Raw genomic sequence first — 21,232 nt, forward strand, 5'->3', positions numbered from 1 at the left:
TTGAAAACCATTTGACATCCCTTTCCGGATATGAAGTTTAAAATCCATGGAAGTTTCGCAAAAAAAATGAAAGGGTATAGGATGAAAGCACTTGCCAGTGATTTTACACAAAAACTAGGACTTGACTCTTATGAAGGACAGTTTACAGGTATTTCGCCCAGAATTAGTCTTTCATCGTGCTTATGAAGGACAGTTTACAGGTATTTCGCCCAGAATTAGTCTTTCATCGTGCCAATGAAAGACAGTTTACAGGTGATACGCCCTGATTCTGTCTTTCATCGAGCTTATGAGGGACAGTTTACTGGTGATTCGCCCCGAATTAGTCTTTCATCGTGCTTATGAAGGACAGTTTATTGGTGATTTGCCCGAATTAGTCTTTCATCGTGCCTATGAAAGACAGTTTACTGGTGATTTGCCCCGAATTAGTCTTTCATCCAGCCAATGAAAGACAGTTTACAGGTGATTTGCCTCGAATTAGTCTTTCATCCAACCAATGAAAGACAGTTTACAGGTATTTCGCCCCGAATTAGTCTTTCATCGAGCTTATGAAAGACAGTTTACAGGTGATTTGTCCGGATTTAGTCTTTCATCGAGCTTATGAAAGACAGTTTACTGGTGATACGCCCCAATTCTGTCTTTCATCACTCCTATAAAAGAGTGCAGTAAACAGTTGTGCAATGTTTTACGGATGTGTGCCTAATTCCGCCTCTTAATAATAAGGCGGTACAAGAGTTGTCACTTGACCAGGTGAATATAAAGTGATCACAGGGGGAATATAGGCTTGTTAAGGCAGTACACGCCCGTCCATTCAAGGTAAAGAAATAATACCCCATTTCTAATACAATAAGAAACAGGGCCGAATGTGTTAGAATAGTATTGTTAGTTCAACATCTTTGAATCCTCATATAAATTAAAAAAGTTAATGGAGTTGAATAAAATGAAATATGATTTTGAGACATTGGTGGACCGTTCCAATACTGGTTCATCGAAATGGGAACAAATGAAAAAGCTGAATCCTGATGTGGAGGGAATCGTTCCTTACTCAGTAGCGGATATGGAGTTAAAGAATCCTCCTGAAATCATCGAGGGGTTAAAGAAATATTTAGATGAAATTATTTTAGGATATGCTGTTCCAACAAAAGGATTCTATAACGCAGTAAGCGGGTGGATGAAGAAACGCCATAACTGGGAAATCAAGCCGGAATGGATTGTAAATTCATCGGGTGTTGTTTCTGCGTTTTATACCGCTGTCCGTGCCTATACAAATCCAGGTGACGGCGTTATCATTAACTCTCCTGTCTACTATCCTTTTTATATGGCGATTGAGCAAAATGGCCGAAATGTGGTGAAGAATCCACTTATTAATGATGGAAATACATATGTTATCGACTATGAGGATTTAGAACAAAAGGCAAAAGATCCGAAGAATAAAATATTATTGTTTTGCAGCCCGCATAATCCAGTCGGCCGTGTTTGGAAGAAAGAGGAGCTTGAGAAAGTAGCAGATATTTGCTTACGGAACAATGTATTAATCGTATCAGATGAAATTCATAATGACTTAATAATGCCTGGGTATCAGCATACGGTATTTGCTGCTATTTCCGAGGAAGCCGCAAATAATATGATTATCTGTACAGCTCCAAGTAAAACATTTAATCTGGCAGGAGTTCAGGCTTCGAATATCATTATTCCAAACGAAGCACTTAGGGAAGCCTTTCAAAAGGAACTTGCAAGCATTGGATTCCACCAATTAAATATTTTTGGTTATAAAGCATGTGAAATTGCCTATACAGAGTGTGAAGAGTGGCTTGAACAACTAATTGAGCACATCCATCATAACCATGTTGAGTTAAAGAAATATCTAGCTGAACATTTACCAGATGTAAAAGTCTATGATCTAGAAGGGACCTATCTGCAATGGATGGATTTTAATGCCTATGGGATGGCTAATGATGAATTAGAAAAATTCATGCATAATGAAGCAAAAGTGTTCTTGGATGAAGGATATATTTTTGGTGAAGAAGCAGATGGATTTGAACGTATGAATATTGCCTGCCCAACAAAAACAATGATGGAAGGGCTGGAAAGACTCGTAAAAGCAGTTAAAAAACTTCAGGCAGTCAAATAGATTTTTTAAAGGCAGTATCGGGAGCCCGATACTGTCTTTAATTTATTCCTAAATTTCATTTGAACAATCAAACCTATATTCAATTTTTATTTAACTCAGTTCAGGCTTTTTCATACACTAGGAAATTAGTCTAAACATGTATAATCGTCCAAGCATTTTTTCTAAAAACAACATAATCTGAGATAGATGATACTTGAAAGAGTTGGTAGAAAATGTATATTGAATGGATTGCTGAGACTAGTAAGATTCAGCTGTCACAAAAATCTGCAACTATGTATGACATTTCATCCGGCGTTTTGACATTTCAATTCGGTTCATGGACACAGAATGTACAAGTTCAGGTGAAGAGTGATTTTCCAGATGAAAAGATAGGGTTACCGAAACACTGGAAAGATGTATATACCATTCCCGACACGCTTCCTTATGTATTAAAGAGAGATAATACAACACTTAAACTTGGCCCCGTTATAGCTTTAATTGTTTTTTCCGATTTAAAGGACATGACCATCTTAGAAATGAATAAATATCGTGCATATTTTTCTGATTACCCAAATATTCAAGGACTAGTCTATTTGTGTGGATGGAACACAATAGATACTCGGAAAAAGCAAATAAAAGGATTTTATTTTGATCCAAATGTAAATGGATCTTCAAATCATTGGAAATCTGGAACGTTCCCCTATCCAGGAGCAGCATATAACCGACAAAATCTGCCGAAAAATGTGTTCGATGATCTGCAAACAACTATGGGAGATTGTATATTTAACAGTTTTTCCCCAGGTTCTTTCAACAAATGGGAGCTTTGGAAACGTCTATCTCCAATCGAAAGCCTTCGTTCACACCTTCCTGCGACTATGCTATTAACAGACATAACGGTGTTGGAAAACATGTTGAATCAATATGATTCCATTTATTTAAAACCGACAGGCGGGACCCTTTCAAGGGGGATTAGAAAGGTTGAGAAAAGCCCTGCCGGCTATATCGTAACCTATCCATCTTTTAGAAATCCAGCTGGTTCTCAAAAACTGATAGAGCACCCTAAGAGTATTCAGAAGTGGTTTCATAAACTTCAAAACAAGGAATACCTAGCCCAGCAAGCGATCACCATGAAAAGGTATCAAAATAGACCTATCGATTTTAGAATCATTATGCAAAAGGATGGAAAAGGGAAGTGGGACTGTTCAGGTGTATTCGGTAAATTTGGGAAGAGTGGAGGAATTATTACAAATTTTTCGCGATCGGGTTATATTCGCTCTGGATTGAAGACTTTCCGTCAAGCATTCGGTATGAATAATAAAAAAGCGCAAAATAAAGTAGAAGAGATAAAAAAAATCGCGTTTGAAATTTGTCGTGTATTTGACCAATACGGTAATTACGGGGATCTTGGAATTGATTTGATGGTGGATCATGATGGAAAGGTATGGATTTTAGAAGTGAATACAAAAGATACGTATCATCGATTTCCACTCCATATAAATAATAAGAAACTTTATAGAAAAATAGTCACTGCACCATTCCGATATGGGAAATTTCTAGCGGGTTTTTAACCAAATAGTAAAAGGGATGATACCTAATAGTCATGTGTAATAGGTATCATCCCTTTTTTGATTTTTTATAATTTATGGCAGACATGCCTCTAAAAGAGCCTTTTATCTGATTTAAAGTAACTACACCCTTGAAGGAAATATACCTTGTAATGCAATACAATAATTCAGTACCAAATAAGGCTGTAGATTATTGTGTGCCTGATTACCGCCAGCGGGCTGTATTGCTGAAGAAGCTAAGGTTGTATTTTGAGATTGTGAGTAGGCAGGTTGTTCAGTCACAGCCCAAATATTATTAGTTGGAAAAATCGTATTCGCCTCAGTTTGACTGGCACTTGCCACGTGAGAATGTGTTGGCATTTCATTTACACTAAGAGTGTGTGTTTCGCTTCCGCCGAACTCTCCTTGCTGCCGTGGTGATAGATTGGGATTTCCGCCATTAAGATGCATAGCGACACGTCCTCTTAAATCAGGTAAAGCAAAAGTGGTCCGGCCATCCCCCCCGTACGTTGTTCCTATTAAGGCGAATAAAGCAGTATTTTGCGCTATTGGTAATAGTTGACCATTACACATAGCCCAGCCAACTGGAGCAAAATTAAAGGCAAAAAGTCGAATTTCACCAATAAATGGTTCTGACAAAATGATTTCCTCCTTTAAATTTATAGTTTGCAATTGTTATGAACTAGGAAATAATCAGTAAATTTTCTGGTGAAGGAACGATGGTTTGGAAAAATTGTCCCTGAATTCCGGATTGAGCTGCAATTGCAGCTTGACCAATAATAGGCGAACCCCCGCCGTTTCCCCCGTTTCCTCCACAGGCACCACCCCCGCCGCCAACAGCAATATGGCCGGTCACTCCAGAAGCGTTTTGTCCTCCTAAGCCGCCATTTATTTTAATCGTACCCGTGACAATGGGAGGAATTGTCGAGATCAAATGGATAATCCCGCCGCCGCCGCCACCGCCGCCACCAGCGCCATCTCCTCCATTTCCATCCCAGCCATTAGCACCATTTCCGCCAATGGCACTGATAACTCCATTGATTGTCTGGGTTCCTTTAGAAGCAGCAACGATTATTCCACCTGCCCCGCCGCCTGAACCAACAATTTGTCTTCCTAAAGTTTGTGGATTTCCCCCGTCTTCCCCGTCAGCACGGACTATACCGCTAATTGAAATATTTCCTTCAGCTAAGAAAATCACTGATCCTCCGCCGCTTCCGCCAATTCCTTCCAGAATTCGTTGGCCGGCACCACCAGCAGCTGGGCCTGGCAGGAGTATTTGCGAAGCTTGAAGTTCTCCTAGGCCAACACCGCCGTTGTAAATCCCTGCGGCTGCTAATGATCTGCCAGGATGTGGTTCACCGTTTCCTGAATCATGTGTACCAGGATTGACAGTAACTGTGCCGGTTATAGTGATATCACCCGAAGATCGAAGTACCATTCCGCTTGGAAGAATTAATACTCCGGCTATTTCTATATGCGAAAATTGCAAATTAGCACCAGCAGGTAAATTAACTAATCCTCCTGCGATACTAGCATCAAGCGTCTGCCCTTCTTCTACAATTAGAGGACCTGCTGAACCGTCTCCATACACACATTGGCACCCCTGTATTGGCCAAATCCCCATTGAAATCACTCCTTTATAAAGAATAAGTACTACTATTACTATTCCTTAACAGGGAGGACTGCTTGTACTAATAGACTATAAGACAGCCCATTTTAATCGCATCCATTTTTTAAACCCAGAGTTGATTGTCAATAAATGAAGGGGAATGCCGAATAAATAAACGACGCAAATCCCGCCAAAAAAACTAAAAAATGCTTAAGAGGATACAGATCTAAATAATGTAATTTGAAGCTTATAGTTGCATTAAAGAAGATAATATTGAGAATTTACTAAGCCTTTTACTATCCAATGATTATTAAGTGAAGGTACAATTGAAAATGTGAATTTTTTCTTCTAGGAGTAGACGAATGGATATTAAAGAACAAGGGTTAATGAAATACTATTATGAAAAACTGCGTGACCATAATTTTGATGAGAAGGATTGTTATGCTTTTTTACATTTAATCCAAAAGCATAGTAAGGAAAATGGCTGTATTCAGGAGCTTGCTGATTTTGTAATGAAGCGGGATCAGTACAATGGCTCTATTAAGGAAAAACTTTTTGCATCAAGGAAGAAGTTTGAACAGCTTGGGAAAACAAAAGCAGCGATTCGGGTGGATGATGTTTTTTCTTTTAGGGAAATAAAGAGTGAACTTAATAAAACACTGGCGGGTTGTCAGCTGGAACCCTTGGAGAACGAGCCAATTAATGACTTTGTCACCTGCCTGATTTCTCTAATGCAGCAGGTTAAAATGATTCAGAAGGATAGGGAGACAGGGAAACTGTTTTTTGCTATATCTCAGAAACAGATTATTTTAATGATTGAAATAGAAGTTGCTCAGAATTTCTTAAAGAAAACAAATGTGGTCTTTCCGGTTTTGACTGCAAACAATAGTTACATAGCACTTAAAAAACAAGACCACTATGATACTCCTTATCTATTTACAGATAAAATTATTGAAGTGGTAAATCATGGTGGAAAGTTGGAGGTAATGGTTCCGGACCGAACAGGGCTGTAGCTGTTCACTTTTCAAAGCATCGAGGTATTCCCCATGCGACTTAATAGAAATTTACTATCAAGTTCTTGAAATAGCTGCACTTTGTCTATTGACTTGTTTTTTCTTTGGTCCACTTAAGAATGATGAATAAAAATCATTTCAATTGTTTATTTTATTTAATGATTTAAGATATTTTAGGGGGCTGTTAAAATGGCAAAGGAAAAATGGGTTGTAGACCCGGCACACAGCAGCATTGATTTTGCAATTAGACATATGATGGTGTCAAAAGTAAAAGGCACGTTTGAAAAGTTTGAAGCGTCAATCGATGCCGATGTCGAGGATTTAACGACAGCATCCATTGAATTTACCGTAGATGTAAACAGTATTTCCACGCGTAATGAAGAGCGTGATAACCATCTGCGTTCAGCTGACTTTTTTGATGTGGAAAATCATCCAAATATGACTTTCAAATCAACGCAAATTACGAAGAAAAGTCCAGGTGAGTATGACGTAACAGGTGACTTAACCATTCGCGGCACCACGAAACAAGAAACTTTTTTAGTTAGTTATGAAGGAAGCGGGAAAGACCCGTGGGGAAATGAAAAAGCAGGGTTTGAAGCACATGGATCCATTAGCCGGAGTGAATATGGACTTAAATGGAACGCGGCATTAGAAACGGGCGGCGTGTTAGTTGCAGATCAGGTGCAAATTTCATTAGAAATTCAGGCAGCTAAAGGGTAATGTTTTTAGTGATATTATAATTTCTGTACAGATGTAAGACATCCACTAACATTTGGATGTCTTTTTATCATGATAGCTGCCAAAAGAGTACAGAAAATGGGTTCACCTATTCTGATTAATTTGATAGGCAAATAGGATTATAAATATGTTATTTTTTATTGAGGAAAAATAGGTCCAAATAACTGAATGAAGAGAACTTAATTCAAAATATTTGATATTCAATTAGAAGTTGACTATCCTATCCTTTATTAAAGATATTTACCGGCCAATGAAAAGGCGGGGAAGGAGTTGTTGATTTTGAAAATAGCAGCAATAGTAGGAAGTGTTCGTAAAGATTCTTATAATAAAAAATTAGCTCAATATGTGCAAAAACGTTATGCAGATAAATTTGATTTAGAGATTTTAGAGTTATCTAACATACCGTTGTACAATCAAGATATTGAAAATGAACCGCCGGCAGAGGTTGTCGAGTTTAAATCAAAGGTTAAAGCAGCAGATGCTGTATTATGGGTGACACCTGAATATAACGCAACCATTCCAGGTGTTCTTGCAAATGCCATTGAATGGTTGTCACGTGTCGACAAAGTCATGATTGGCAAACCATCTTGGATCATGGGTGCATCCATGGGTGTTCTTGGAACGGTAAAAGCCCAAGGCCATTTGCGTGACATTCTATTTGCAGCAGGTCTGCAATCACCAGTACTGATTGGAAATGATGTCTACGTTGGTGCTGTTCATACAAAAATGGACGAAGAAGGAAATATTACCGATGAAGGAACCGTTGCTTTCTTAGATCAAGTAGTTTCTAATTTTATGGAATGGATGAAATTGTACGTTTAATGGATGCTGAGCATTTCTCTGTGCTCCAGCATTCAAATTAATTCCTGTTGCGGTCGCGTAGAGACCTTCTATGTGACCCAATGCCTATTCTATTTTTAGTTATGGTAATGTAGAGCAATTCTGCGTTACCGAATGCTAAAACTAATATCAATGACGGTCACAATAGAGTGGTTCTAGTGACAGAAAGCTCAACAAAAAATCAGTTATGGTAAAGTAGAACGGCTCTAGCTGCCCTAAATCTCAACAAAAAATCCGTTACGGTAAAGTAGGACGGTTCTAGCTGCCCGAAATCTCAACAAAAAATCCTTTACGGTAAAGTAGAATGGTTCTAGGTGCCCGAAAGCTCTACCAGAAATCAGTTCCGGTCACGTAGAGTGGTTCTAGGTGCCAGAAATCCCAACAAAAAATCCGTTATGGTAAGGTAGAGAGCTTCTAGCTACCCAAAGGCCCCATCAAAGATCAATGACAGTCACGTAGTGCTTCTCCAGTTGCCTCATTTACCAAACTAAAACCCCAACATCCAATCAAATTTCCTTTCCAGTCGTGAAAAATTATTCATAGTTTCCAAAAGCCGTTTTTCCTATCATAAGATTTTTAAAAAACATAATAAAAATGTACAATAGATGAAAGAAACTGATTCGGAAAGGAGACAATTCATGCATGAACATAACTATCACTCTTAAACGCATCAAAGAAATGTGCGGGACTGTCTCCTTCAAAAGAGGGGATTATTTTTATCGCTCAAATAAAGTAGTTTTTGAAGAATATAGTGACAACCGCTGCCGGGCGACAGTTATCGGAGAAGAAAAATTCCATGTGACAGTGGAAACCGGCATGAGCGGCGGGATCCATGCTGCATGTACATGTCCTAAGCTGGCATCCTTTGATAAAGATTGTCAGCATATTGCTGCTGTTTTAATAGCGATTAATGAAAACCAGCGGCTGGGGACTACACCGGATATACCAAAATCAGAATTAACAAAAGGGCTTTTAACCCTTTTTAATAATCAACCTGTCAGGTCCAGCGGCCATCAGCTTCATTTTGAAAAAAGAACAGTACTCGATGTTGAATTTATCTGCAGACCAGTCCCAGCTGGCAATAGGCGGTTCATATTCGGAATGGAAATGAATATCATCGGTGCAGCTGAAGTTGAAAACATCCGTGCCTTCCTTGAGAAAGTAATGGAAAGTCAGCCCGCAGTACTCTCAGATTTATTCACATATGACTCAAACCAGCAGTGCTTTTCCAATACAGACGATGCCGTCATTCAACAGCTGATTCAAGTAATTCGTGATGAAAAGGTGTATGGTGCTTCTCCGTTAGGCAAGGTAAACGACCAGATGCTTTTGATTCCATCGGCTTCATGGGAACGACTTTTGCCGCTGCTTTTAAAAGCACCGAATGTGAAGCTGAAGCATGACGGACAAACATATGAAGGACTGCAGGCAACAGAAGATTCACTGCCGCTGCAGTTTAATTTTGCCGAAATCGAAGGGAAAGGTTATCAACTGCAGGTTACCGGTTTCCATCAGCTGCTAATCTTGGATTCCTATAGTTCTGTATTGTATGCTGGAAAAATAAAAAAGCTGAAAGACCACGACTGCAGGCGGCTTTTAGAATTAAAGAAGATGCTGGAGACCTCTAAAACCAACCAAATACCCATTCCAAAAGAGCAAGTTCATTTTTTTCTTGAAAAAGTGGCAGCAGGTTTAAAGAGACTGGGACAGGTCCATTTTTCAAAAGCAGTTCGAGAACAGCTGATGAGCACGCCATTGAAAGCGAAGCTTTACCTTGACCGTGTGAGGAACCGCCTTTTAGCTGGTCTCGAATTCCACTATGAAAATTGGAATATTAATCCTTTGGAGGGCAGGGAACTTCCTGTTGGCTCTATGATCTTACGAGATGTAGAAAAAGAGGACGAAATCCTCAATCTGATGGAGGAAAGCGGGTTTGCCAAGACGGACGGCGGTTATTTTTTGCATAATGAAGAACTGGAATATGAGTTTTTGTATCATATGGTTCCGAAACTGCAAAAGCTGGTACAAATCTATGCAACAACAGCGATTAGAAATCGAATCTTTCGAGAGAGCCTTCATCCGCAGATTAGGGTCAAGGTGAAAAAGGAGCGGACGAATTGGCTGGAGTTCAAGTTTGAAATGGACGGAATTAATGAGCAGCAGATTCGTGACATTTTAGCGGCTTTGGAGGAAAAACGGAAGTATTACCGCTTGCCGAATGGTTCGCTGCTCTCCCTGCAGTCGACAGAATTTGAAGAGGTGCAACGTTTTCTTCACTCCCCCATTGTAAAACCAATGGACTTATCGAATGGGCTGGATTTGCCTTTTGAACAATGTTTGGAGCTGCTTGATACAGTTGAAGTGAGTGACACATTTAAGCTGGAGGAATCGTTCAGGCAATTTTTAAATCATCTTCATAATCCTGGAAGCTTAGTATTCGAGGTGCCAAAAAGTTTAGATTCAATCCTCAAAGAATACCAAAAGCATGGATTTAAGTGGATGAAGACACTTGCCTATTACGGTTTTGGCGGGATTTTAGCCGATGATATGGGACTTGGAAAAACGATACAAAGTATTGCTTTTATCGTGTCAGTGCTGCCAGATATCCGGCGGGAAAAGCTTCCTGCATTAATTGTCTGCCCATCATCGTTGACATATAACTGGCTAAACGAATTCCGGAAATTTGCCGGGAGTGAGCTTAAGGCAGTGGTGATTGATGGAACGAAAGCAGAGCGCGCTAAGCAGTTAAAAGAATTAACAGGTGTGGATGTTTTCATTATCTCTTATCCGTTATTACGCAGGGAGATTGGCTGGTTTGAAAAACAACCCTTTCATACTGTGTTTTTCGATGAGGCACAGGCCTTTAAAAATCCCTTGACACAAACGGCACGGGCAGTAAAAAAGATAAAAGCTCATCATCGCTTCGCCTTAACCGGAACACCAGTTGAAAATTCGTCAGAGGAATTGTGGTCCATTTTTCATGTGGTTTTCCCTGAACTTTTCCGTGGACTGAAGGAATATAGCAAACTTTCTAGTAAACATATAGCAAGGCGAATCCGGCCATTTTTGCTTCGCCGTATAAAAGAAGATGTTTTGTCAGAGCTTCCGGAAAAAGTAGATTCGCTGGAAACAGTGGAGCTCCTTCCAGAACAAAAGAAACTGTATGCAGCTTATTTGGCTAAGCTAAGACATGATACATTGAAACATCTGGATAAAGATACGATCCGGAAAAACCGCATTAGAATTTTGGCAGGGTTAACCCGTTTAAGGCAAATTTGCTGCCATCCAGGTTTGTTCGTGGAAGGTTATAAAGGAAGTTCCGCCAAATTTAATCAGCTGCTCCAGATTTTAGAGGAAGCAAGGCTATCTGGAAGACGTGTGCTGATTTTTTCACAGTTTACCAAAATGCTTGATTTGATTGGCAGAGCGTTGACAAGAAAAGGAATGCCCTATTTTTACCTTGATGGACAGACGCCGGCAGAAGATCGGGTAGAAATCTGTGAACGGTTTAATCTTGGTGAACGAGATCTGTTTCTCATATCCTTAAAAGCGGGGGGCACCGGTCTAAACCTAATGGGGGCAGATACCGTTATTTTATATGATACATGGTGGAACCCAGCAGTTGAGGAGCAGGCAGCAGACCGCGCCCACCGAATGGGACAGAAAAATGTTGTCCAGGTAATCAAGCTGGTATCCCGTGGAACCATCGAAGAAAAAATGAATGAACTTCAAGATAAAAAGAGACATTTAGTGGAGGAAATCATTGATTCAGATGAGAAAATCATGGGGACCCTGACGGAAGAAGATATTAGGGAGATATTGATGGTTTAGTAAGGACGGTTAATGATGATTTAGCTGTCCTTTGAATTTTTATTTACCCTCTCGATTGATTTTTCAGGTATAAAGGTCATCTATAAAGGACTCTAAATTTAGAATGGGCGAGTAGCCTGTGGAAGGATGAGAATTCGCAAGTATAAACAGGTTATCCGCAAATAAGGAATAACTTCGCAAGAAAACTCAGATTATCCACAAGAAAAGTGGAGCAATCCGCAAATATAAACAGGTTATCCGCAAATAAAGAATAACTTCGCAGGAAAATTCAGAATTATCCACAAGAAAAGTGGAGCAATCCGCAAGTATAAACAGATTATCCTCAAATAAGGAATAACTTCACAGGAAAATTCAGAATTATCCACAAGAAAAGTGGAGCAATCTGCAAGTATTAACAGATTATCCGCAAATAAAGAATAACTTCACAGGAAAATTCAGATTATCCACAAGAAAAAACGCAGCTATTCTATAATAGCTGCATTTAAATTCCAATTACATTTAATGATTGACGCAGGCCCTCAAGCGCGAATACCCCAACATATTTTAAAGCAAGCAATGCAATAATCGGTGAAAAATCAATAGGTCCCAGCGGAGGGATGAATTTTCTGAAGAAACCTAAGTAGGGCTCTACCAGTTTCATAATCCATGTCCCAATCCTTGATTCTTGAAACCGAGGAAACCAGGAACCAAATATGGCAATTAAGATAAGCCAATAATATACTTCAAATGCAAGTGATCCTATTTGTAAAATGTTTGCCCCCATTTTATTCTCCTGCCTATATAATTTTTTAATAGTATACACACTTTGTGATGATACTAACATATACGAATGAATTCTAATAAAGTTTCAAAATTACTTTTTAAAGAAGGAAACGGGTATCCCCATAAAATAGGTGAATGGTTGCTAAAGTTTACAAAAAAGTGGTTGTTGTGTGGGTTACTGGAGAAATAAAAGAATCATGGCCGGCCAAAACTAAAGAACGAAATATGGAGATTGTTGAAAGTGACCAGAATAAGCAGCAGCCCCTCAAAAAAGGGGCTTTTATATGGAACTTATAAAGTTCGATGAGTGTGGATAATTTAGAGTTTTTTCTCTAAATTCAGTTTCACCGGCTCTAAAACCAAAGGAATAAACTCCGAATAGCTGTCGAAATGATAGTCAGCTTCAATTTTAGAGCGAAAGGCTGCTGTTGCAATGGTTAACTCCCGGGCAGGAATGAGGTCCAGGTCTCGGTCGCCAACTACTAAATCAATGGGATAACTTTTCAGTACATGCTCATAGGAAGAACGATGCGGCTTTCTTGTAAAACCTTGTTCCTCCACTGAAACGACTTCTATAAAATATTTTTCTAATTGAAATTTTTTCAATAAAAACATGGTAGATTCCTTATCGCGATGTGTCACGATAATATTGTTTCCAGCTGCCGCCAGAGCCTTCTCTATATGGTCAAATGGCTTGCTGTGTGATTTTGAATACTTATTATGTAATCTTTGGTATTCTTCTCTTTGATTCTCGCTGATGCCATAATGTCTAAACGCTGTTTTTGAATCGATTTTCAGCCATTCTAACACGTCTTTGCGGTCCAAATCCTGCCCGCTTAATTCAACAAAGCCTTCGACCAATGCCGGGTAAGTATCAAAAAGAGTACCATCGAAATCCCACAAAATGTTCATGCAAGACTCCTTTCCATCATTTTTACCTATTATGATTTAAAAAGGAAAAACTTGCAATAATGCAGTACTGGCTCCGCCTTCGCCATATACCATGATAGCCACGCGTGCTATCCCCACTGACTAAAAGTATAGTGCACGTATGTTAATAAACTATGAACCAGCTGTTAACCATTGGTTAAAAAACGGTTAAAAAAATCCATAAAAAAGGCGAAAAAGCACAATCGCCGTTCGCCTTTAACCATATTAATAATCTGTAACTGTAAGATTTCTGTCCAAATAGGTTTCGATTAATTCGCTGACTTGGTATGCAACCTGAGGGGAGTCGAAATTTTCAAAAGCATGTTCACAGCTGCTTTTGTAATTCATCGTTTCGTCATAATGACTCAAATGGCGATTAATGACGTCTTCTGTATCCTCGCGTTCACGGTGTCTCTTAATAACTGTATCCCGGTCAGCATAAACAAAAATCCGGGTAACTTTTTCTCCGTATAGCGATTTTAATTTTTCTGCCCCTTCTGGATTTAAGGTTAGATAGACAAGATTATGATTTTTAAAGGCTTCTGCGACATCCTGCTCTCGAATTCCATAATGGAAGCCATCGATTTCAACACTCTCTAGAAATACCTGCTCAGCTTCCATTTGTTTGAAGGTCTCTTCTGAAACGAAGTGGTAGTCTTCACCATTTTTTTCGTAATGTCGGGGGGAACGGGTAGTGTAAGAAATAACGGCTTCCATATCAAATGCGGTGGCTGTCATTTTGGCGATGGTTTTTCTTCCGGAGCCATCAGGACCAGTGTAAACGAATATTCTTTCTTTTCCTTTGATTTGGTACATAGGGTATCCTCCTTTTTATGTGTATTAGAAAATAAAATGACCCTTTTCTGCGAGGACTTGTGCTGGGAATGAAGTGGGGTTATTACTATTATAACAGAATATTTTTAAAATAGGAATATATGGATTGGTAGTATAAATTTACTAAATGAGGCGATTTTGTGAACTTTATGGACAAATACATACACAAATGGGCATTAAAATAACCAGGCGGATAATCAATTCTTTCATTTGTATTAGCTCCTTTTGAGTATTTATTTATATACCCAATATAAATTGTATTTGTTAACCTGGTATTTGTTAATTGTAAAAATAATGTCAATTTTACCGGCAAGATGAACCCCCATCAGTGGGTCATCCTGCCCGTTAATTTGGGATAAATAGTAAAGACGAATAGTAAATTCACTATTCGTCTTTTTCGGAATCTGCAATTAAAGAAGAGCTGTTGGGAGGCCTTTTTCCTCTTTGCAATTCGGCTATGGTTAAACCGAAATCCATTTGTAAATGAGGATAGTCTTTAAATTGGGCCCAGTCACCGCCCCATTCAAATCCTAATGCTTTCGCCATTTCAACAACCTCGGTCCAATCTGCTATTCCATTTTTATTTCCATCATATTGACGATCCCAAATGATATTCCCGGAAGGGGTTTTTAAGGCAAAATCAACCGCCAGTCCGAAATTATGGTAGGATTGCCCCCCTTTAGCATTTGTAACAATGTTTCCACTGGCAGTACGGCCTTTTTCATAAAGCCGGTCCTGATCTTCTGAACTTCTGAAACCGTCGGTGATTACAACGGTTATCCCTTTATCAGCAGCCTGTTTAATGAATTGTCCGCTCCGTTCTTCCACAACCGGATGCAGATTGGCCGGTGGCGGGACACTTTCTTGATCTATTGTAAATGTAGTAAATAGGCCGGATTCCTTCATAAAGAAAAATATAATCAGTAAAAGAAGTGCAAATAGATAAATAGAACTTCCCATTCGTTTACGCTTCAAAACATTTTGTTCCTTTCTTAAGTGTCTATAACTGAGACGTTTTCCATCATCCGAAAGTTTCAAACGGTGTTAAGCTCCTTTTGTCTGCGGAGAAGACAAGGAGTTTTCAATTAATATTTTTTTAAATTGATTGGCAAAAATAATCACGGTAACAGCTACAGCAAAGAAGTCCGATACCGGCTCCGCAAGAAATACGGCAAACTCTTTATTAGAAAAGAAGTTTGGCAGAATATAAATTAAAGGAATCAATAGAATAATTTTTCGTAAAAGGGCAAGGAAAAGGGATGTCTTTGCCTGTCCAACGGCAATAAACGTTTGCTGGCAGGCTAGCTGTGCTCCCATCACAAAGGCAGCGGCCATATAAATTTTCATCGCCCATACTGTTTCTTCAATCAGTTTTGGGTCATTTGTGAACATCGAAACAAAGAATCTTGGAAAAATAGTCATCAGCAGCCAGAAAATAAAAGAAAAGCTAACGGAAGAGATGAATAATAATTTAAATGTCTTTTTCACCCGGTCATTATTGTTTGCTCCAAAATTATAGCTGATAATTGGCTGTGCGCCCTGCGTTAAACCTAAAATGGGCAATATCATTACTTGCATTAGGCTGGAAAGAATCGTCATGGCACCGACCGCAAGATCCCCCGAACCGTTTTTCAGTGAGGAATTAAACGAAATGTTTAAAAGGCTCTCTGTGCTTTGCATAATAAAGGGAGAAATCCCAAGCAGCAGTACAGGTATGATAACAGACTTTTGAAGTTTCAAATACTCTTTACGGATTTTCAGCTTAGTCCTATTTCCAAATAAAAAGTTTAATGTCCATATGGCAGATACAGCCTGTGCAATGATATTCGCAAGGGCCGCCCCTTTAACACCCATTTTTAAGGTAAAAATAAAGATTGGATCTAGAATAATACTAAGGACAGCTCCAATAACCACAGTCATCATCGCAATTTTGGCAGAGCCCTGCGTGGAAATGAAGGTGTTTAATCCTAAGGCGATTTGGACAAAAATGGTTCCACACACATAGACTGTAAAGAAATCCTTGGCATATGAAAAGGTTTCTGTTCCGGCTCCAAACATAAAAAGCAGTTTTTCTCCTGAAAATAAAAAAATGAAGGTTAAAACAACTGAAATCCCAATCAAAGCAATGAAACAGTTCCCTAAAATTTGCTCGGCTTCCTCATTTTTCCTTGACCAAGCTTGATTGCTGCTCTTGGTGCACCACCCATCCCAATTAATGAGCTAAATGCGGCAATCATCATAATTATTGGAAATGTAACACCCACACCAGTTAAGGCGGCCGCTCCAATTTCCGGAATGTGGCCAATATAAATCCGGTCCACTACATTATAAAGCATATTGACAAACTGAGCTGTAATGGCAGGCAATGCCAGGTTCAACAGCAATTTACCGACCCGTTCGGTTCCCAGACGATTGACACCTGCTTGCTTCATGTGTAAACTTCCTTTCACTTTATCCCTTTATCGTAAGAAAGACAATATATAAATTTTAGCATAAAACTTCTATTATTTAAGGGGCAAAGTAACCGGAAATGATGAACACCAAAAGTTACCTAAAGAGGAAGCAAAACATACATAAATAGTCCTTAAATTGGAAAACTATATAAAAATTGGGGGGGCGGTTTTGTAATGGGGAAAAGCATCTTAAAAACGTTAGTGAAGGTACTCAATACAAAACCACATTTTAATGAACAATCTAATCAAGAAAGAATGGAATTAAAAGCACAGGATATCAGCACAAATTATGAACAAAACTTAGAGAACTTTAAGCAAATTTTCAGCATACCCAAAAATGTTGATGTCAAAGTCCGGGAGTTTACGATCCGCGCCCTTAATCGGCATGCCTTTATTATTTATCTGAACACCATGACTGATATAGAACTGATCCAGAAAAGTATTTTGATGCCGCTGATAGAAAACGAGCATGCAGCTGGGAAGATTCAGGATATCGTTTCCTTCCCCGTTGAAAAGACCATCACCAATATTGGGGATATCACGGAAAACATCACAAGCGGTATTACTGCACTTATTGTCGATGGCGATCACCAATGCTATGTATTTGAAACATCGAAAGTACAAGGGCGCAGTATTGAAAAATCGGATAATGAAGTCATTGTTAGAGGGGCAAAAGAAGCTTTCAATGAAAAATTAGCCGATAATATGGGGTTAATCCGTAAAAAGATTAAAAATGAAAATTTAATTTTTGAGCATTTCATTGTTTCTAAACGGTCTAGAAACGATGTAATGCTTGTCTATGAAAAAGATTTGATTAATCATGAGACTTTACATTCGCTAAAAGATAAATTGAAGGCCATTGAGGTGGATAGTGTTCTTGACTTAAGTCTATTAGAACAGTATTTAGAGGAACGGCCAAGATCCTTATTTCCTACCATTTTAAATACAGAACGGCCTGATCGGGCGGTTTCTTTTATTGAAGAAGGCCACATCGTTATTTTAATGTCCAATTCGCCAAACTGTCTGGTCCTGCCAGCAACTTTTTGGTCCTTGTTCCATTCACCGGAAGATCACTATTTACGTGTGCCGTATGGTAATTTCATTCGAATTTTACGGCTAGTCGCTTTATTTATATCCATGTTTTCCTCATCCTTTTATATTGCCATTACAAATTATCATGTGGGGATGATTCCGCCTGACTTATTAATGGCGATTGCAGGGGCCAGGGAACGGGTCCCGTTTCCATCCATCATTGAAATTTTAATGATGGAAATTGCTTTTGAACTGATCAGAGAAGCTGGACTGCGGGTGCCATCCCCAATAGGTCCGACCATTGGGATTGTCGGTGCTTTAATTTTAGGACAGGCTGCTGTTCAAGCTAATGTCATCAGTCCGATTGTCATTATTGTGATCGCCCTGAGCGGCTTGAGCTCTTTTATCATTAGTGATACCAGCTTGAATTTTGCCATTCGTCTTTCCCGGTTTTTATTCATTTTTGCCGCAGGATTTATTGGGATTTATGGTTTTGGCGCATTAATTGTCCTTGGCCTTTTTTATTTAACATCATTAAAGTCGTTTGGCGTGCCCTATTTTGCACCGATGACACCGCATTTCTTCTCATCAAAGGATTTGATTATTCGTCATGTACCCATGAAGGAAAGATTTCGTCCAGGATATTTAAAACCGAAGGATATGGTGAAACAAAGAAAGGAATAGCAATCAGATGAAGCAGAAGCCTGGAAAACTTGGTATTCGTGAATATGCAGCCATTGCAATTCTAATGGTTGGTTCTAAGGCAACAGAAGATACACCTGCTTTCTTGTATACTGGTAGTCAAAACGCAGCTTGGATGGTACCCATTCTGTCGGCGGTGGTATTCTTTGTCCCGCTTTTTTTATTAATTAAGACCATCTCCTTGTTTCAGGGAAAAAATCTTTTTTCTGTTATTCAGCAATTACTTGGAAAATATATAGGCTTCCTTGTCTGCCTGGTTATTTTTATCATTAGTTCATTGGGGATTTCGTATGATTCCAGAACCTATATCGATATTATTAAGGCGTTTTACTTTAATTCCACGCCACACCTGGTCCTATATGCAATTCTGATGGCTATCTGTACTTACGGAGCGAAGAAAGGAATTCAGCACATTGGTTCTGTATCCTATTTAATTGTTTTTTATACACTGTTATCTGGTTATTTTATTTTTATTATAAGTTTCCAAGATAGTAATTTTCAGGCCATACTGCCAATTTGGGGATCAGGCATACCTAGGATTTTTAAAGAAAGTATCCATCGGCTTCCTCTTTTTGCTGATTTTTTCTTATTGACCATGCTCATTCCTTACCTAAAGTCGAGTAAAGAATTCCGCAAAGGCACCTGGATTGCCTACAGTTATGTAACGATTCATATAAGTACGGCAATACTCATGTTTATCGTCCTGTTTGACCGATCCAGCGGTGCCATAGGTTACCCGTTTCATACGCTGATCCGTTATATTTCGTTAGGCAATTATATTCCAAATGTTGAAATTATTTTCTTTGTAATCTGGATTATGGGGGCATTCATTCGCTTTACAGCCTTTTTATATGTGAATGCCTTAATGTTTGGTTATATGTTTAAAATTAAGGACTTTGAATATTTAATTCCTTCGCTGGCAGCTATCTATTTAATGATTGGAATTATACCGGAATCATCAATGGATGTTAGTCATGACTTGAAGCCAATGGTTCAATCTGCTGCAGGACCAGCATTTGCTGCTATTTCTTTGATGGTATGGATTGCCGCCCTGTTAAAAGGAGAATTCAAACATGCTAAGAATAAAAGTGGTTTGTGAAATTTTAGTGATTTTCCTTATGATTTCCATTTTAACAGGCTGCTGGGATCGGGAAGAACTGGAGGATAGAGCCTATGTCATCGGGATTGGGCTTGATCGTTCTGAGCATAAAGGAAAAATTCAAGTAACCATGCTGTTGGCTAATCCCGAAGTAGGAAGCGTACAGGGGGGCGGCGGCTCACCCGAAAAGCCTAGGGAGATTATTTCATTTGATGCCAATGATATCATTGCAGCCAAAGGGACGGTTAATTCCATTATTTCAAGAATTATCAGCTATGATCTGTTGAAAATCATCGTTGTCTCAGAGGAACTTGCAAGAGATTCTCGTTTTACTAGTATTATCTATGACATTATAAATGATAAAGAAATTCGAATGAATGCTTACTTGGCTGTATCAAATGAAAAGGCAAGCGAGTATTTTTTAAAGAATAAACCGAGAATGGAAACAAGACCACATAAGTATTATCAATATATGATCCACCATGGGATTGAAAATGGATTAATTCCTGACTCGACCCTTTTTCGTTTTTTTACGACATTAGAAAGAGGATCAGACTTGTTTCTGGCAATGAACACAGCAGCTAAAAGGGAAAAAAGCCCAAGGTATAAAAGCGAGGATGAGTACACTGCCGGGCAAGTGGAGGCATCAGGGGAATTCGATGATACCCAATTTATCGGATCAGCGGTATTTAAAGATGGTGTTATGGTTGGAAAGATTAATGGTTTGGAAACCGTTCTTGCTAATGTTCTAGATGACTCGACGAACATCAAGGATTTATTGGTAGATGTCCCCAATCCTTTTCCAGGAAGACGGAAACAGATAGCCGTAAGATTGATGAAGCGGGAAAAGAACAAAGTAAAAATGGACCTAAAAGGGGAACGTCCCCAAATTTTTATCACCATTCCATTAAGGGTGGTGCTTATGACAAACCCTTCAAAGGTTGATTTTTCCGAGAAAAGAAATCAGGAAATAATAAAGAAGGCCATTAAAACCCATACTGAAAACTTATATGAAAAGCTGTTGCTGCACACCCAAAAAGAGTATAAAGAGGCACCATACCCGTTATCCTTTTATGCACGTAAATATTTTGGAACCATACAGGAATTTGAAAAATTCAATTGGGCGAAAAAATATCAAAACGCTGTTATACATATGAAGTCGGAAATTAAAATTATTGATTATGGAAAAAAACAGTCAGAAATAGATAAGGGGGAAAAATAGATTGAAATGGATAACCATTATTATCCTGATAGGAATTATTGCTTATACAGTTGGCTTTGTCATTAGCTTATGGCGGGAAAAACAAAAGTTGGGGGCGCTGGGTGTCCTTGTTCTGGTTATTGCCATTATAGTCCTGCCGTTTTTTTCGGTTCTCTAAAATTTTACAGGAAACCTATAAAGATATGAACTCTGTGACAAATGGTCCGGGTTCTTTTTTAATTCTGGTAAATAGGATGATTGCGCGTTAATATGGAACGACTATTAACGAGATTATCAAGGCGAATAAAATCCTTAGATCCTATCAACTTTCTCTTGGTGCTGTATTGATGATTCCTAGGGTTTATTCTTGAATATTTTAAACTCATCAAGTTTGAGGTGAATTTGACTTCCATCTTCACCCAGGACGCTCCAGTGCACAAAGAAGCAGTCGATGACTATCTAACTGCACTCGGGAGCCTTTCCAGTGCATATAGAGGGGGGTGATCGGCATCCTAT

The 21,232-nt window shown here is 38.9% G+C and carries 18 protein-coding genes and 1 pseudogene; 12 read left to right on the plus strand and 7 right to left on the minus strand.

Features of this window, described 5'->3' with window-relative positions; all coding sequences use genetic code 11:
• Window positions 1-304: 304 nt before the first annotated feature.
• The 3 genes from M3183_RS23065 to M3183_RS23075 all read left to right on the plus strand — a co-directional run bounded on the left by M3183_RS23065 (window position 305) and on the right by M3183_RS23075 (window position 3,675).
• Window positions 305-445 (plus strand): hypothetical protein, encoded by a 141-nt coding sequence (locus M3183_RS23065; protein WP_251473405.1) that lies wholly within the window; start codon window positions 305-307, stop codon window positions 443-445.
• 492 nt (window positions 446-937) lie between these two features.
• Window positions 938-2,128 (plus strand): MalY/PatB family protein, encoded by a 1,191-nt coding sequence (locus M3183_RS23070; protein WP_251473408.1) that lies wholly within the window; start codon window positions 938-940, stop codon window positions 2,126-2,128.
• 212 nt (window positions 2,129-2,340) lie between these two features.
• A complete protein-coding gene (locus M3183_RS23075) occupies window positions 2,341-3,675 on the plus strand; it encodes a YheC/YheD family endospore coat-associated protein (RefSeq protein WP_251473411.1) in 1,335 nt (444 codons plus the stop codon).
• A gap of 120 nt (window positions 3,676-3,795) precedes the next feature.
• Here the strand turns inward: M3183_RS23075 and M3183_RS23080 are convergent, their stop codons facing one another.
• Complete coding sequence (locus tag M3183_RS23080) at window positions 3,796-4,311, minus strand: phage tail protein (protein WP_251473413.1); 516 nt, start codon at window positions 4,309-4,311, stop codon at window positions 3,796-3,798.
• A gap of 43 nt (window positions 4,312-4,354) precedes the next feature.
• Window positions 4,355-5,296, minus strand: coding sequence for a hypothetical protein (locus M3183_RS23085; protein WP_251473416.1), 942 nt, complete (start codon window positions 5,294-5,296; stop codon window positions 4,355-4,357).
• A 347-nt stretch (window positions 5,297-5,643) separates the two neighbouring features.
• Between M3183_RS23085 and M3183_RS23090 the strand changes: the two genes are divergently transcribed.
• From M3183_RS23090 to M3183_RS23105, 4 genes are all read left to right on the plus strand, one after another.
• On the plus strand, window positions 5,644-6,294 hold the full coding sequence (locus tag M3183_RS23090) for a hypothetical protein (protein ID WP_251473418.1): 651 nt from the start codon (window positions 5,644-5,646) through the stop codon (window positions 6,292-6,294).
• Between the two features lie 189 nt (window positions 6,295-6,483).
• Window positions 6,484-7,014 (plus strand): YceI family protein, encoded by a 531-nt coding sequence (locus M3183_RS23095; protein ID WP_251473422.1) that lies wholly within the window; start codon window positions 6,484-6,486, stop codon window positions 7,012-7,014.
• Window positions 7,015-7,311: 297 nt separating this feature from the next.
• Complete coding sequence (locus M3183_RS23100) at window positions 7,312-7,854, plus strand: NADPH-dependent FMN reductase (RefSeq protein ID WP_251473424.1); 543 nt, start codon at window positions 7,312-7,314, stop codon at window positions 7,852-7,854.
• A gap of 660 nt (window positions 7,855-8,514) precedes the next feature.
• Window positions 8,515-11,703 (plus strand): DEAD/DEAH box helicase, encoded by a 3,189-nt coding sequence (locus M3183_RS23105; RefSeq protein WP_251473426.1) that lies wholly within the window; start codon window positions 8,515-8,517, stop codon window positions 11,701-11,703.
• A 481-nt stretch (window positions 11,704-12,184) separates the two neighbouring features.
• Here M3183_RS23105 and M3183_RS23110 read toward each other — a convergent pair whose 3' ends face one another.
• The gene (locus M3183_RS23110; protein WP_251473428.1) at window positions 12,185-12,466 is read right to left on the minus strand and encodes a YggT family protein; all 282 of its coding nucleotides are present in this window, start codon (window positions 12,464-12,466) and stop codon (window positions 12,185-12,187) included.
• A gap of 134 nt (window positions 12,467-12,600) precedes the next feature.
• On the opposite strand from M3183_RS23110, the gene M3183_RS23115 reads away from it, so the two are divergent.
• Window positions 12,601-12,762 (plus strand): hypothetical protein, encoded by a 162-nt coding sequence (locus M3183_RS23115; RefSeq protein WP_251473431.1) that lies wholly within the window; start codon window positions 12,601-12,603, stop codon window positions 12,760-12,762.
• 21 nt (window positions 12,763-12,783) lie between these two features.
• On the opposite strand, the gene M3183_RS23120 is transcribed toward M3183_RS23115, so the two are convergent.
• The 4 genes and pseudogenes from M3183_RS23120 to M3183_RS23135 all read right to left on the minus strand — a co-directional run bounded on the left by M3183_RS23120 (window position 12,784) and on the right by M3183_RS23135 (window position 16,661).
• On the minus strand, window positions 12,784-13,377 hold the full coding sequence (locus M3183_RS23120) for an HAD-IA family hydrolase (protein ID WP_251473432.1): 594 nt from the start codon (window positions 13,375-13,377) through the stop codon (window positions 12,784-12,786).
• Between the two features lie 243 nt (window positions 13,378-13,620).
• A complete protein-coding gene (locus tag M3183_RS23125) occupies window positions 13,621-14,211 on the minus strand; it encodes a guanylate kinase (protein WP_251473434.1) in 591 nt (196 codons plus the stop codon).
• A 402-nt stretch (window positions 14,212-14,613) separates the two neighbouring features.
• A complete protein-coding gene (locus M3183_RS23130; RefSeq protein WP_396953756.1) occupies window positions 14,614-15,189 on the minus strand; it encodes a M15 family metallopeptidase in 576 nt (191 codons plus the stop codon).
• An 84-nt stretch (window positions 15,190-15,273) separates the two neighbouring features.
• A pseudogene (locus M3183_RS23135) lies at window positions 15,274-16,661 on the minus strand (MATE family efflux transporter).
• 195 nt (window positions 16,662-16,856) lie between these two features.
• Between M3183_RS23135 and M3183_RS23145 the strand changes: the two are divergent.
• Genes M3183_RS23145 through M3183_RS23160 form a run of 4 tightly spaced genes read left to right on the plus strand, consistent with a single transcriptional unit; the run spans window position 16,857 to window position 20,894 of the window.
• Window positions 16,857-18,398 carry a spore germination protein gene (locus M3183_RS23145; protein WP_251473440.1) on the plus strand — a complete coding sequence of 514 codons (1,542 nt, stop codon included), beginning with the start codon at window positions 16,857-16,859 and terminating at the stop codon, window positions 18,396-18,398.
• Window positions 18,399-18,405: 7 nt separating this feature from the next.
• On the plus strand, window positions 18,406-19,515 hold the full coding sequence (locus tag M3183_RS23150) for a GerAB/ArcD/ProY family transporter (protein ID WP_251473442.1): 1,110 nt from the start codon (window positions 18,406-18,408) through the stop codon (window positions 19,513-19,515).
• Window positions 19,490-20,737, plus strand: coding sequence for a Ger(x)C family spore germination protein (locus M3183_RS23155; protein ID WP_251473444.1), 1,248 nt, complete (start codon window positions 19,490-19,492; stop codon window positions 20,735-20,737). The genes M3183_RS23150 and M3183_RS23155 overlap by 26 nt, the downstream gene beginning before the upstream one ends.
• 1 nt (window position 20,738) lies before the next feature.
• A complete protein-coding gene (locus tag M3183_RS23160) occupies window positions 20,739-20,894 on the plus strand; it encodes a hypothetical protein (RefSeq protein ID WP_251473446.1) in 156 nt (51 codons plus the stop codon).
• Window positions 20,895-21,232 lie beyond the last annotated feature (338 nt).

It is taken from the genome of Neobacillus mesonae, assembly GCF_023715155.1.
Lineage (GTDB): Bacteria > Bacillota > Bacilli > Bacillales > Cytobacillaceae > Neobacillus > Neobacillus mesonae_A.

Excerpts from the sequence above, each read along its gene's own strand:
- M3183_RS23070 (WP_251473408.1), top strand. The coding sequence starts at position 938 with ATGAAATATGATTTTGAGACATTGGTGGACCGTTCCAATACTGGTTCA.
- M3183_RS23075 (WP_251473411.1), top strand. The coding sequence starts at position 2,341 with ATGTATATTGAATGGATTGCTGAGACTAGTAAGATTCAGCTGTCACAA.
- M3183_RS23085 (WP_251473416.1), bottom strand. The coding sequence starts at position 5,296 with ATGGGGATTTGGCCAATACAGGGGTGCCAATGTGTGTATGGAGACGGT.
- M3183_RS23090 (WP_251473418.1), top strand. The coding sequence starts at position 5,644 with ATGGATATTAAAGAACAAGGGTTAATGAAATACTATTATGAAAAACTG.
- M3183_RS23095 (WP_251473422.1), top strand. The coding sequence starts at position 6,484 with ATGGCAAAGGAAAAATGGGTTGTAGACCCGGCACACAGCAGCATTGAT.
- M3183_RS23105 (WP_251473426.1), top strand. The coding sequence starts at position 8,515 with ATGAACATAACTATCACTCTTAAACGCATCAAAGAAATGTGCGGGACT.
- M3183_RS23110 (WP_251473428.1), bottom strand. The coding sequence starts at position 12,466 with ATGGGGGCAAACATTTTACAAATAGGATCACTTGCATTTGAAGTATAT.
- M3183_RS23115 (WP_251473431.1), top strand. The coding sequence starts at position 12,601 with ATGGTTGCTAAAGTTTACAAAAAAGTGGTTGTTGTGTGGGTTACTGGA.
- M3183_RS23120 (WP_251473432.1), bottom strand. The coding sequence starts at position 13,377 with ATGAACATTTTGTGGGATTTCGATGGTACTCTTTTTGATACTTACCCG.
- M3183_RS23125 (WP_251473434.1), bottom strand. The coding sequence starts at position 14,211 with ATGTACCAAATCAAAGGAAAAGAAAGAATATTCGTTTACACTGGTCCT.
- M3183_RS23130 (WP_396953756.1), bottom strand. The coding sequence starts at position 15,189 with ATGGGAAGTTCTATTTATCTATTTGCACTTCTTTTACTGATTATATTT.
- M3183_RS23145 (WP_251473440.1), top strand. The coding sequence starts at position 16,857 with ATGGGGAAAAGCATCTTAAAAACGTTAGTGAAGGTACTCAATACAAAA.
- M3183_RS23150 (WP_251473442.1), top strand. The coding sequence starts at position 18,406 with ATGAAGCAGAAGCCTGGAAAACTTGGTATTCGTGAATATGCAGCCATT.
- M3183_RS23155 (WP_251473444.1), top strand. The coding sequence starts at position 19,490 with ATGCTAAGAATAAAAGTGGTTTGTGAAATTTTAGTGATTTTCCTTATG.